The following is a 12,501-nucleotide window of genomic DNA, read 5'->3' as shown; positions in this document are numbered from 1 at the left end:
TCTCGCCATCCTTGCCCAGCCCACGCGCCGCAAAGGCAGAAAATGCCCGCGGAAAACGGCGTGGAACGGCTTGGCAGGGAGTGGGGCAAATCCTGGGCCGGAACTTGGAAGTCCGGGACTTCCGGAGCGCCCGGTGCGGGAGTCCGGCCCCGGCTCAGAGGGCGAGGACCAGCTCCACCGGGCAATGGTCGCTGCCCGTGACCTGGTCCAGGATCTCGGCCCGGCGCAGGGCCGGCAGGAGATCGGGCGTAAGGAAGAAGTAGTCCAGGCGCCAGCCCACGTTGCGCGCACGGGCGCCGCCGCGCTGGCTCCACCAGGAATAGCGCCCGGCGGCCGCGGGCTGCAGCTGGCGGAAACTGTCCACCAGCCCGGGCTGGCGGCGGCCGCCGGTGAAGGCGTCCAGCCAGGCGCACTCCACGGGCAGAAAGCCGCTGGTGCCGCGGTTTTCTTTGGGCCGGGCCAGGTCGATCTCGCGGTGCGCCGTGTTGACGTCGCCGCAGACCACCAGCCGCTCGCCCAGGGCCTGGCGCGCCTCGCACAGCCCCTGGAACATCTCGTAGAAGGCCAGCTTGTACTCCAGCCGCTCCGGGCCCGCGGTGCCGTTGGGAAAGTAGACGCCCAAGAGCAGCAGGTCGTCCCGGCGCCAGCCGCAGACCCGGCCCTCGCCGTCCCACTCCGCCAGGGCGGGATCCAGCGTCGCCAGGCCGGCGAAGAGCTCGCCCTCCACGCGGCTGAACAGCGCCGTGCCCGAATAGCCCGGCCGCTGGGCCGGATGCCAGACCTGGCGATAGCCCAGCTCCTCCAGCGCTTGGGGCAGGTGGCCGGGCAGCTGCTCCGGGCGGGCCCGGACTTCCTGCAGGGCCAGCAGGTCCGGGCGCTCGGCGCCCAGCCAGTCCAGGAAACCCTTGCCCAGGGCCGCGCGCAGCCCGTTGACGTTCCACGAGATCAGCCGCAGGGGGGCGGGATGGGCCATGTTCAAATCCTTTCCGGTGTAGGAATGCCCAGCAGGTCCAGGCCGCGGCGCAAGGCCGCGCCCACGGCGGCCACCAGCGCGATGCGCTGGGCGGCCAGGCGCGGGTCGTCCACCCGGTCGAAGACGCTGTGTGCGTTGAAGAAGCGCGAGAAGCAGCGCGCCAGCTCGTAGGTGCGCTGGGCCACCCGGGCCGGGTTGAGCTGGGCGGCGGCCAGCCGGACTTCCCGCGGCCAGAGGGCCAGGGTCTTGAGCAGCTCGATCTCTTCGGGCTCCACCAGCAGCTCGAAACTCTGCTGCGGGTCCGGCTCCAGGCCGCTCTTGCGCACCAGGCTGCGGATGCGGGCGTGGGCGTACTGCAGATAGGGACCGGTGTTGCCCGCCAGGTCGATGCTCTCCTCCGGGTCGTAGAGCATGTCCAAGCGGGGATTCACTTTGAGTACGAAGTATTTGACCGCGGCCAGGGCCAGCTGGCGCACGATTTCGTCCTTCTCCGCCTCCGGCAGGTCCGAGCGCTTCTGGCTCTCCTCCAGCACCCGGCGGCAGGCCAGCTCCAGTTCGTCCAGCAGGTCGTCGGCGTCCACCACCGTGCCTTCACGGCTCTTCATCTTGCCGCTGGGCAGGTTGACCATCCCGTAGCTGAAGTGGGTCAGGCGCTCGGCCCAATCGTAGCCCAGCTTGCCCAGGATGTGGAACAACACGCGGAAGTGATGCTCCTGCTCGCTGCCCACCACGTAGATCATCGCGTCGAAGCCCAACTGGCGGTGGCGCATCACGGCGTTGCCCAGGTCCTGGGTCATGTAGATCGCCGTGCCGTCGGAGCGCAGCAGGACCTTGGGCTCCAGGCCCAGCTCCTCCAGCGGGCAGACCACGGCACCGCCGGGCTCGCGCCGGAAGACGCCCCGGGCCAGGCCCTCCTCCACCTCGGAGCGGCCCAGCTTCCAGATCTCGCTTTCGTAAAACACGCGGTCGAAGTCGATGCCCTGCCGCGCGTAGGTTTCGCGGTAGCCGGCCAGCACCCAGTCGTTCATCCGCCGCCAGAGCGCGTGGACATCGGCGTCGCCGGCCTCCCAGGCCTGCAGCAGGACGCGCGCGGCCCCCAGCAGCTCGGACTGGGCCTCGAACTCCGCGTGCTCGGCCTCCGTCGCCGGACCCGTCAGACCCCGTCCCTGGCGCCAGGCGGCCTCCTCCGCCGCCAGCCGGCTGGCGAACTCCACGTAGGAATCGCCCACCAGGTGGTCGCCCTTGCGGCCCGTGTTCTCCGGCGTGCGACCCTCGCCCCAGCGCTGCCAGGCCAGCATGCTCTTGCAGATGTGAATGCCGCGGTCGTTGATCAGGTTGACGCGCGTGACCTCGTGGCCCACCGCCCCCAGCAAGCGCGAGAGCGCGTCGCCCAGGAAGTTGTTGCGCACGTGGCCCAGGTGCTGGGGCTTGTTGGTGTTGGGGCAGCTGAACTCCACCAGGTAGCGCCGGCATTGCTCCGGCGGCAGGGCCAGTTCCGGGCCTGCGGCCAGCCAGCCGCCCAGCACCTCGGCGAACCAGGCGGACTTCTCCAGGCTGAGGTTGAGGTAGGGCCCGTCGGCGCGCACGGCGCAGAGCCCCGGGTGGCCCTCCAGCCGGCGGGCCAGTTCCAGCGCGATCTGCTGGGGCGCGCGTCGGCAGGCCTTGGCCAGCGGAAAACAGCCGAAGGCCAGGTCGCCCAGGGCGGCGTCCGGCGGCAGGTCCAGCTGGATCTCCTCCGGCGGCAGGGTCACGGAAAAACCGGCCTCGACGGCCGAGGAAATCCACTGGGCCAACTGGTCAAGCACGCTCATGCGACTCCCGTCGGGTTGGGGCCGGGCCAGGACTCCAGCTGGCGCAGGCCTTCGTACAAGGCGATGGACACACTGTTGCCCAGGTTCAGGCTGCGTGTGCGGCCCGGCATGGGAATGGTCAGGGTCTGCTCCGGGAACTCGGCCAAGAGGCGCTCGTCCAACCCGCGGGACTCGCGCCCGAAGACCAGGAAGTCCCCGGCCTGGTAAGGGTGGGACGTGTAGCAACGCGCGGCCTTGGTGCTGAAAAAGAAGAAGCGGCGGGAATCGAAGCGCTCCAGCAGCTCGTCCAGGCTGGGCACCACGCGGAAGACCGCGCGTTCCCAGTAGTCCAGGCCCGCGCGCTTCAGCCGGGCGTCGTCCAGGCTGTAGCCCAGCGGCTCCACCAGGAAGAGCCGGCTGTTGGTGCAGGCGCAGAGCCGGACCACGTTGCCCGAGTTCTGCGGGATCTCCGGTTCCACCAGTACGATGTTGAACATGCAGCCTTTCTGTCGCCGTCCGCGCGCGCCCGTTCGCGTCCGCCGAAGGTGCCAAACCCGGCGGCCGGGTACAATTCCCGCGGGCGCGGGCAGCTCCCGAATGGGTCGCTGGGCCAGAGAATTCCCTTGCGGGGGGAAACCCATCGTACATTCCACAGTTGAAGGGCCTGCGCAACGGGCCGCCTGCCGCGGCCGATTTCCCGCCTGCCCGACGCAGGCCTTCGCATCGACCTCAGAAAGGAGGCGCACATGTCCCAACTCTGGAACCGCCCCAGCGCGCGCGCGCTGGTCCTCTTGCTCCTCGTGCTCATCAGCCTGCCCGCCGCCGCCAGCCGGCGCGGCTCCGAGCCGCGACTCTCCCTGGAACTGGAACGCAGCGAAGCCTTCACGGGCGAACCCTACGGGGCCCGCATCGCCGTGCGGTCGGACGGCTTCGTCTATTTCTACTCGCTGGATTCCCAGGGCTACGTCAGCCTGCTCTACCCGGTCCTGGCCGAGGATGGCCGCGGCCAGGTCCGCGCCGGCGACACTCTCTGGCTGCATCCCCTTTACGCGGGCAGCCAGGCCGGGCTGGAACAGCTGGTGGCCGTGCACACGCGCGAGTACCGCCCCATCCGCGCCTCGCGTCAACACTTCCTTGCCCCGGATCCCCAGGATCTGCCCGACGTCAACGCCCGCCTGACCCGGGTGGAGAAGGAACTGGACAACTACGCCACCGGCCTGCTCTCGGTGATGGAGACGGGGGTGACCCAGCTGGCCCAGGTGGACGAGGAAGTGGAAGAGGACGAGGACGTCTCCGTGGGGATCGTCATGCACCACCACGTCTACGACTACTGGTGCCCCTACTGCGACTGCTGGCATCCGGCCTGCACGCACGACCACTGCTGGTGCAGCTGGGAGGTCGTGCACCACTACCATGGCTACTACCGCTACCACCACTGCTTTTTGTGGGACGGCTGGCACCCCTGGTGGCGTCCGCCCGTGGTCTACATCTACCTGCAGGGCGGCAGTCCCTGGGACTACGACACGCGGCCCTGGCGCAGCCGCCGGGTCTGGGCCGAGCGCCGGCACTACTCGGACCGCTGGCGCAGCCTGGAGACCCCGCGCATCCAGGACCGGGACGCCTGGCGCGAGCCGCCCCGGCGCCAGTCCACGGACAAGCCCGAGTTCATCAACCTGAAGAAGCGCCTGGACGTGGACACGCCCAGCCTGGCACCGCGCGCCCCGAGCGTGATCAGCACCGAACCCGACCTGCCGGGCCTGCCGGACAAGCCGCGCGACGGTTCGCGACCCTCCACGCTGAGCACGGGACCGGGCTCGGTCCAGCGGCCCACGCCCCAGGTGGACGCGCCGCCGGCCTCCAAACCCAAGCCCAAGCCCGCGACCACCAGCGGGAAGGGCAAGAAGAAAAAGGCCCCCGCGGTGACACCGGACAGCCGCAAGGACAAGGACGACTCCAAACCGGAGAGCAAGCCCGAGGCGAAGCCCGAGCCCAGGCCGGAACCGGCCAAGCCGAGCAAGCCCTCCAAACCGCGTCCCGGTCACACATCCTGAGCGATTGAAACAGAAAAACGCGCAAGGGGCTTCCGAGGAAGCCCCTTTCTCTGACCGCCGGTTCGAGTCGGCCGCCTCACAAGTAGGCCACCCAGGGGACTTGAACCCCCAACCTGCGGTTTACAAAACCGCTGCTCTACCAATTGAGCTAGAGTGGCGTGCGCGGAGCGCAAGATAGAAAACCCGGCAACCCGCGTGTGACACCGGGCCTCGCCCCGGTTTTCTACCTTGGAGCCATGAAAGGACTGATCGGCATCGCCGGCAACATCGGAGCCGGCAAAACCACCCTGACCGACTGGCTGGCCCGCCGCCTGAGCTGGGATCCGCACTACGAGAGCGTGGCGGACAACCCCTTCCTGCAGGACTTCTACGGCGACATGGGCCGCTGGGCCTTCCACCTGCAGATCTACTTCCTGCAGTCGCGCTACGCGGATCACCTGCGGTTGTGCGAGGGGGAGCGCGGGGCCGTCCAGGACCGCACCATCTGGGAAGACGTGGAGATCTTCGCGCGTAATCTCTACCAGATGGGACACATCAGCGAGCGCGAGTGGCTCACCTATTACCGGCTCTTCCACAACATGTGCCAGTTCCTGCGCAAGCCCGACCTGCTGATCTACTTGCGCGCCTCGGTGGACACGCTGCAGGCCCGGATCCGCACCCGCGGCCGCAGCTACGAGCAGAACATCAGCCCCGAGTACCTGCAGCGCCTCAACCTGCTCTACGAGGACTGGATCGGCCGGATCCGCGACATCCCGGTGATCATGGTGGACGCCGACCACCTGGACATCTACTCCGACCGGGCCAAGATGCGCCAACTGCTGGATTCCGTCGAGGCCGAACTGGCCCGCCGCCAGCTGAGCCTGGCTCTGGGTCACCTGGCGCCGCCCCAGGACGCCTTGCGCTGACGGCAGCCCGCCCCCTTCCCGACCCCGAGCATCCCGCTGTATTCGTCCCGCGTTACGGCAGTTCGGCGCGCACCCGGTACAGGCCCGCACTCTGGGGCAGGTGCGGCGGGCTGAGCCAGCTGGGCTCCGTCACCGTCACCAGCCGCAGCCAGGCGGCCTGCTCCGCATCCCACTGCTCCAACTGGTAGGCCAGGGCGGCGGGCAGCTCGTCCCAGCTGAAGAGCAGGCGCTGGTCGGACTGATGCACGATGGTCAGCCGGATGAGCGGCGGCGGCGGCCAGGCCGCAGCAACGGCCGCCGCGCGTCCCAGGTTGAGCCGCCCGCCCGTGACCGTCAGGCCCGCCAGCGTGGGCAGGGGATCCACCGCCTCCAGCAGCAGCTCCTTGAGCGCCAGCGCGCCGGCCGGCGGATCGTCCCGCAGCACGTGGGCCAGGCTGTCCGAGGCCACCGCGTGCAGGAGGGCCACGGCCCCGCTGACGTGGGGGGCCGACATGGACGTGCCGCTCAAGTAGGTCGTCGCGCTGTTGAGGTAGGTGGAGAGCACCTGGGTGCCCGGCGCCCCCAGGTCGATGGAGAGCGCGCCGTACGCGCTGCTGGGGTTGCGCAGGTCCTGGTTGGTCGTGTTGGTGCAGGTGATCAGGAAGTCCGACGGGCAGCTGGTGGGCACGTCGCCCTGCAGGTCCACGTTGGCGTTGATGTTCATCGTGGCTGCCACGGAGAGCACGCCCACCGCGCCCAGTGCGTCGTACATGTCGTTCCAGGCGGGGTACTCGCCCGCCGCGCAGTTGGCGTAGTTGACCCCGAAACTGGAGTTGGCCGCCACCACGTTAGCCCCCTGCAGACCCGCGCTCTCCAGCCAGCGGCTCTTCTGCTCCAGCACGTAGTTGTAGGCCGCGACGGCCACGCTGGTGGTCGTGCTGCTGCCGCAGACGGTCATCAACTCCACGTCCCAGTTGACGCCGCAGACCATGTTGAGGTTGTTGCCGCGCGCGCCCACGATCCCCGAGACGTGCGTGCCGTGGCCGTTGAACACCAGGCTGCCGCTGCCGCTGTAGGCGTTCCAACCGTGCAGGTCGTCCACGTAGCCGTTGCCGTCGTCGTCCAGTCCGTTCTGCGATTCGCCCGGATTGGTCCAGACGTTGGGGGCCAGGTCGGGGTGCGCCAGATCCATCCCACCGTCCACCACGGCCACGACGATCCGTCGTCCCAGGGGGTCCGTGCCCCCCGTGGCGAGATCCCAAGCCTCCGGCGCGTCGATGTCCGCGTCGCTGGCCTGCTGCAGGGCCCACTGCTGGGCGAAGGCCGAATCGTCGGGCAGCAGGCGTTCTTCCACGAAGTGGTCGGCCTGGGCCCAGCGCAGGGCGGGATGCTCGCGCAGGGCGGCCAGCCCCTCCGCCAGCGGCAGGCCGTCCAGGCGCACCAGGGCGATGCCCAGCCGCGGGCTGAGCAGGCGCTCCACGTGCCAGCCCGGCGCGTCGAGCCGCGTGCCGGCCTCGGCCAGGCTCAGCGGGGACTGGAAGCGCACGAGGGCCTGGTCCGCGACGACGCCGGGGGCCGCGGCTGCGGGCCGCGGGCCGAGAGCCCACACACAGGCTGGAATCAACAGACCGATTCTCACGGGAACTCCTTTGCTTCCATCCGCCGCCAGCGACTTGCCGAACTCAAGCTAGCCTTGCCCGGCGCTGCCGCGCAAGCCCGAAAAGCCGCGGGCAAGGTTGGCAAGCCCTTGCGGGCTTTCCTACGTTTCCACTGTCAAGGTTTTGACGACTTCGCTCGCCATTCCCAAGAGAGTCCCTCGCATAACAAGGAGCAGCGTATGTCCACGTTGAAAGACCGGCTCGCGGCCGCCATTCCTCCCATGCAGGCGGAAATCAAGCAGTTGCGCGCCGAGCACGGCAACAAGGTTCTGGGTGAGTGCACCATCGACCAGGCTTACGGCGGCGTCCGGGACGTGACCTGCATGGTCACCGAGACCTCCCTCTTGGACAAGTTCGAGGGCATCCGCTTCCGCGGGCTCTCCATTCCCGAGTGCCAACAGCAGCTGCCGCACCATCCCGAGGGCGAGGAGCCCCAGCCCGAAGGCATCTTCTGGCTGATGCTCACCGGCCAGGTGCCCACCAAGGCCGAAGTGGACGGCCTCACCCAGGAGTGGCGCGAGCGCTCCACGGTCCCCGCCCACGTCTTCAAGACCCTGGACGCCCTGCCCGTGGACGCCCATCCCATGACCCAGTTCTCCGCGGCCATCCTGGCCCTGCAGACCGAGAGCCAGTACGCGGCGGCCTACCGGCGCGGCATGAACAAGAAGGACTACTGGTCCTGGGCCTATGAAGACACCATGGACCTGCTGGCCCGCCTGCCCCAGGTGGCGGCCTACATCTATCGCCGCACCTACAAGAACGGCGTGCACATCGCCCCGGACCCCACCCAGGACTGGAGCGGCAACCTGGCGCACATGCTGGGCTACGACAGCCGCGAGTTCCGCGAGCTCATGCGCCTCTACCTGACCATCCACTGCGACCACGAGGGCGGCAACGTCAGCGCGCACACCACGCACCTGGTGGGCAGCGCCCTGAGCGATCCCTACCTGTCGCTCTCCGCCGGCATGAACGGCCTGGCCGGCCCTCTGCACGGCCTGGCCAACCAGGAAGTACTGCGCTGGGTCTTCGAGTTCCGCGAGAAGCTGGGCGTGGACGTCCCCTCCAAGGAGCAGCTCGAGGCGGCGCTCTGGGACACGCTGAACAGCGGCCAGGTCATCCCGGGCTACGGCCACGCCGTGCTGCGCAAGACCGACCCGCGCTACATGGCCCAGCGCGAGTTCGCCCAGAAGCACCTGCCCAACGACCCGCTCTTCAAGTTGGTGGGCATGATCTTCGAGTCCGCGCCGGACATCCTGCTCAAGCACGGCAAGGCCAAGAATCCTTGGCCGAACGTGGACGCCCACTCGGGCTGCCTGCTGGTGCACTACGGCATGGACGAGTACGACTACTACACCGTGCTCTTCGGCGTCAGCCGCGCCCTGGGCGTGCTGGCCAGCCTGATCTGGGACCGCGCCCTGGGTCTGCCCATCGAGCGGCCCAAGACGGTCACCACGGAGTGGATCAAGGAATTCGTCAAGAAGGCCTGATCGACCCGCGTCTTCACCCAGGGGCGGCCCTTCCGCGGAGGGGCCGCCCCTTTTTGTGGCGCGTTCCCGACCTTGTGTCCGGCGACGCCCCGCAGCGGCGCGCCGCCCTCACTCTTGCGGTACCGGCGCGCACGCGGCCGGAGCGCCGCGCTCACCGGCTGGAAGGACAGGCTTTCGATGCACATCATCTCCGCCTCGCGGCGCATGGACCTGCCCGCCTTTCAGCTGCCGGCCTTTCTGGCGGCCCTGCGGCGGGGCTGGCTGGACGTGCCCCACCCCTTCATGGGCCAGCGCCAGCGCGTGGACCTGCAGGGGCCGGAGGTGGCGGGCATCGTCTTCTGGACCCGACGCCCGGCGGCCCTGCTGCCCCACCTGGACGAACTCCGCGCCGTCTATCAGGACCGCCTGCGAATCCAGGTGACTCTGACGGGCCTGCCCCCGGAGCTGGAGCCGCGCGCGCCGCGGGAAGAAGAGGTGGTGGAGGCCTTGCGCCGGCTCTCGCTGGTGCTGGGGCCCGAGCACCTCACGTGGCGCTTCGATCCCCTGCTGCTGAGCACGCTCACGCCGCCCGACTGGTGGGTGGAGACCTTCGCCCGGCTCTCCGCCCGGCTGGAGGGCCGGGTGCGCGAGGTCACGCTCTCGTGGCTGGACCTGTACTCCCGGGCCCGGCGCAACCTGCTGGTGCTGGAACGCTCGGGCGTGCGGCTGCAGAATCCCGACGCGGCCACGCGCCGCGAGCTGCTGGACCGGCTGGCCGGACTGGCCCAGCGCCACGGCCTGCCGCTCACCGCCTGCTGCGAACCCGAGATGCTCGAGCACGGCGCGCTGCGGCCGGGCGCCTGTCTGGACGCCGCCTGGTTCGAACAGCGCAACGGCCTCTTGCCCGGCGCCCTGGGCAGCCAACCCAGCCGGCCCGGTTGCGGCTGCGGGCAGTCGCGGGACGTGGGCATCTACAATTCCTGCGCCTTCGGCTGCCGCTACTGCTACGCCAACGCCAAGCCCTGGGAGCAGGCGCCGGCGGATCCCTGGCAGCCCGCGGCCGACAGCGTCTGATGTAGAATGAATCCCCTGCCGGGGTGGTGAAATGGCAGACACGGCAGACTTAAAATCTGCTGCCCGCAAGGGCGTACGGGTTCAAGTCCCGTTCCCGGCATCTCGAACTCACCGTAAAACTCACCACAGAGACACAGAGGCACAGAGGCACAGAGGCACAGCCAAGGTATAGAGCAAGACTCCACTAGAGTCCACTCCCCACTTTTCTATTGACTGGGACTCTGTGTCTCTGTGACTCTGTGTTGAAGATTCTCTGGCGGTGAGCTACTTGGAGAGGACCAGCTTGTGCGTGGAGACGCGGCTCTCGCTCTCCAGGCAGGCGAAGTAGACGCCCGAGGCCTGCCGGCCGCCGTCGAAGGCCACGCTCTGGGTCTGGCCGCCCGTCACGCCCTCGAAGAGCAGGGCCACTTCCTGGCCGGTCAGGTTGTAGACGCGCAGGCTGACCGACTCGCCGGCGGGCGCCTGGAAACTGAGCAGCGTGTTGGGGTTGAAGGGATTGGGCTGGGCGCCCAGAATGGCGAAGTCATCGGGCCGCGCCGCCACCGGCACTTCCGGCGCCAGGACCTCGCCCGCGACCCAGAACAGCAGTTCGTGACCCTGCGGCCCACGCGAGAAGTCCAAATCGCTGCTCTCCTCCCGGCGCAGCGCGTAGTGGCCGGGCTTCCAGAGCAGCGGCGCGCCCAGTACGTGGGGATAGTCGTCCCGGCGCTCGGCCCAGACCCAGAAGGCGCCGGAGAGCCTGAGTTCCTCCTCCACCTCGAACTCCCAGAGGAATTCCCCGCCCGGACTGAGCAGGCGGTAGTCGGCGCTCCACAGCTCGCGACCCGGCCGGCCGCCCTCGTCTTCCAGGATGTGCAGGCGGATGGTCTTGCCGTCGGCGCGGTTCTCCGGATCGCAGAAGCCAATGCTCACGCGGCGCGGGGCGAAGTCGCCCAGCTCCAGCCCGGGCAGGTCGTCCACGAACAGCAACGGATCGCCACCCGTGAAGTAGGCCTCCGCTTCCTGGAAGCTGTAGCCGAACTCCAGCTGACCCGCGGGCAGAACCTCCACGGGACCCAGCCAGAGGGAGTCGTTGCCCGGGCGGTCGTCGCGCGCGTCCTCCAGCCAGGCCAGCAGGTCGTGGGGACCGGCGCTCGGGGGCACCCAGCAGGTGCCTGCCGCGTGGGTCTCGCCGGCGGCCAGCGGCCGGGCGCTGGGCACGGTCAGGGCCGTCTCGCCGTCCAGACTGAGACGCAGCTGCAGCGGCGGACAGGCGTCCCGGCCCTGGTTGCGCACCTGCAGCAGCACGTCGCAGGGCAGGCCGGCCGTGCGCGGGTAGGCCGGCACCAGATTGCGCAGATTGACATCGCGGCCGGGCAGCGGCCGCCCGCTGATCCGCACCTGCTCCAGCCAGACCAGGCCCAGCGGATCGTCCTCCACTCGGCGCGGCGCGCTCAGGGCAAGGCTCCAGCGCAGCCGCACGGCCTGGCCGGCCCAGTCGCTGAGTGAGACACGCGGGGCATCGGCCCCGGCTTCCAAGCGGCCGTGCCAGAGCGGCTGCCAGTCCGGCGTGCCGTCCACGGCCAACTCGAGCTTCCACTCGCCTCGCAGCTCGCCCCCGCAGGAATCTGCCAGACCCGGCCGGAACTCCAGCCAAAGCTCGTGCTCCGGGGGAAGTTCCCAGCGCGGCGAGGTCAAACTCGAGCCCGGCCCCGGCCGGGGCACCCACGTCAGGGCGGGCTCGCCGCTCAGCGGGGAGCGCCCTATCTGCCAGGGCGCGCGCGTCCGGCCTGACAGCGCCTTGAGGGTGGCGGGCTGGGAGGGATTGTCGGCGTCGCTCTTCAACTGGACCGTCGAGCCCGCCTGCACCAGGATGTCGTCCACCTGCATGCCGCTTAAGCGCGCGCCGTCCGGCGTGCGGGCGTCGCTGCAGAAGGCGAAGCGGAAGGCCAGCTTGTGACCCGCCCAGGCGCCCAGGTCGCGCTGGACCCGGCGCCAGTCGGAGCGCCCGCTCCAGCCCGGCACCTCGTCCCCCAGCCCGAACTCGTGGCTGAAGGCGTAGAGGTTGTCGCACGTGTAGTCGTGGGAGAGGCCGGTCAGCACGCGCCAGGGGCCGCCGTCCACGGAGATCCAGAGGTTGCCGCCGTCCCAGCCGTCCGAGCCGGGCGGGGTGTCCTGCGGGGCCTCGGTCTGGTAGCGCAGGCGGAAACTCAGGCGGGAATTGCGCTTGATGGAGATGGCGGGAGTCTCCAGCCAGTCCAGGCTCAGGTCGGCGTAGCCGCCCTCGTCGCGGCCCAGCCGCCAGCTGCGCCCGCGGTGGGCCTTTTGGCTTGAAGGCCGCCACTGCTCCACGGCCGGCTCCGGCAGGCCCAGGTCCCAGCCGGCGCCGTCGCCGATCCGCGCGGCGCCGCCTATCAACACACCCGTCCCCGCCTCCACCGCCCGGGGCAGCGGCACGCGGCCCCACTCGTCCGTGGACGGGGCGGGCAGCGCCGGCAGCAGGCGTGCGGCCAGCAAAAACAGGCCAAGCAGCCACCATCCCGGTCGGGCCGGTGAGCTGTTGATTCTGGAACATGTGGTGCGCCGCGAGCGATTCACAGCGCGATCAGGCTTGTGATCATGGTTT

At 69.6% G+C, this 12,501-nt stretch carries 9 protein-coding genes and 2 tRNA genes; 5 read left to right on the top strand and 6 right to left on the bottom strand.

What is annotated here, in order from left to right; genetic code table 11:
• Positions 1-154 precede the first annotated feature (154 nt).
• Genes WC326_06965 through WC326_06955 form a run of 3 tightly spaced genes read right to left on the bottom strand, consistent with a single transcriptional unit; the run spans position 155 to position 3,260 of the window.
• Entirely contained in the window at positions 155-973 is an 819-nt protein-coding gene (locus WC326_06965; protein ID MFA7330797.1) for an exodeoxyribonuclease III, read from the bottom strand.
• Between the two features lie 2 nt (positions 974-975).
• Entirely contained in the window at positions 976-2,784 is a 1,809-nt protein-coding gene (gene argS / locus WC326_06960; protein MFA7330796.1) for an arginine--tRNA ligase, read from the bottom strand.
• Entirely contained in the window at positions 2,781-3,260 is a 480-nt protein-coding gene (locus tag WC326_06955; GenBank protein ID MFA7330795.1) for a tRNA (cytidine(34)-2'-O)-methyltransferase, read from the bottom strand. Before WC326_06955 ends, argS begins: the two co-directional genes overlap by 4 nt.
• A 249-nt stretch (positions 3,261-3,509) precedes the next feature.
• Here WC326_06955 and WC326_06950 point away from each other — a divergent pair, with 249 nt between their 5' ends.
• Positions 3,510-4,814, top strand: a complete 1,305-nt coding sequence (locus WC326_06950) for a hypothetical protein (protein ID MFA7330794.1) — start codon at positions 3,510-3,512, stop codon at positions 4,812-4,814.
• Between the two features lie 85 nt (positions 4,815-4,899).
• On the opposite strand, the gene WC326_06945 is transcribed toward WC326_06950, so the two are convergent.
• Positions 4,900-4,972 (bottom strand) — tRNA-Thr (locus WC326_06945).
• Positions 4,973-5,050: 78 nt separating this feature from the next.
• Between WC326_06945 and WC326_06940 the strand changes: the two genes are divergently transcribed.
• Positions 5,051-5,719 (top strand): deoxynucleoside kinase, encoded by a 669-nt coding sequence (locus WC326_06940; protein MFA7330793.1) that lies wholly within the window; start codon positions 5,051-5,053, stop codon positions 5,717-5,719.
• Positions 5,720-5,771: 52 nt separating this feature from the next.
• On the opposite strand, the gene WC326_06935 is transcribed toward WC326_06940, so the two are convergent.
• Positions 5,772-7,337 carry a S8 family serine peptidase gene (locus tag WC326_06935; protein MFA7330792.1) on the bottom strand — a complete coding sequence of 522 codons (1,566 nt, stop codon included), beginning with the start codon at positions 7,335-7,337 and terminating at the stop codon, positions 5,772-5,774.
• A 198-nt stretch (positions 7,338-7,535) separates the two neighbouring features.
• On the opposite strand from WC326_06935, the gene WC326_06930 reads away from it, so the two are divergent.
• The 3 genes from WC326_06930 (at position 7,536) to WC326_06920 (ending at position 9,996) form a co-directional block, all read left to right on the top strand.
• Entirely contained in the window at positions 7,536-8,843 is a 1,308-nt protein-coding gene (locus WC326_06930; protein ID MFA7330791.1) for a citrate (Si)-synthase, eukaryotic, read from the top strand.
• Between the two features lie 177 nt (positions 8,844-9,020).
• The gene (locus WC326_06925; GenBank protein MFA7330790.1) at positions 9,021-9,896 is read left to right on the top strand and encodes a DUF1848 family protein; all 876 of its coding nucleotides are present in this window, start codon (positions 9,021-9,023) and stop codon (positions 9,894-9,896) included.
• Positions 9,897-9,913: 17 nt separating this feature from the next.
• Positions 9,914-9,996 (top strand) — tRNA-Leu (locus WC326_06920).
• A gap of 164 nt (positions 9,997-10,160) precedes the next feature.
• Here WC326_06920 and WC326_06915 read toward each other — a convergent pair.
• Positions 10,161-12,392: a T9SS type A sorting domain-containing protein gene (locus tag WC326_06915; GenBank protein ID MFA7330789.1), complete on the bottom strand. Its 2,232-nt coding sequence runs from the start codon at positions 12,390-12,392 to the stop codon at positions 10,161-10,163.
• Positions 12,393-12,501: the final 109 nt, after the last annotated feature.

The sequence above is a fragment of the Candidatus Delongbacteria bacterium genome, from assembly GCA_041675285.1.
Lineage (GTDB): Bacteria > CAIWAD01 > CAIWAD01 > CAIWAD01 > CAIWAD01 > CAIWAD01.
The sequence above is the reverse complement of the archived record's forward strand: the minus strand, read 5'-3'. Positions and strand labels throughout refer to the sequence as shown.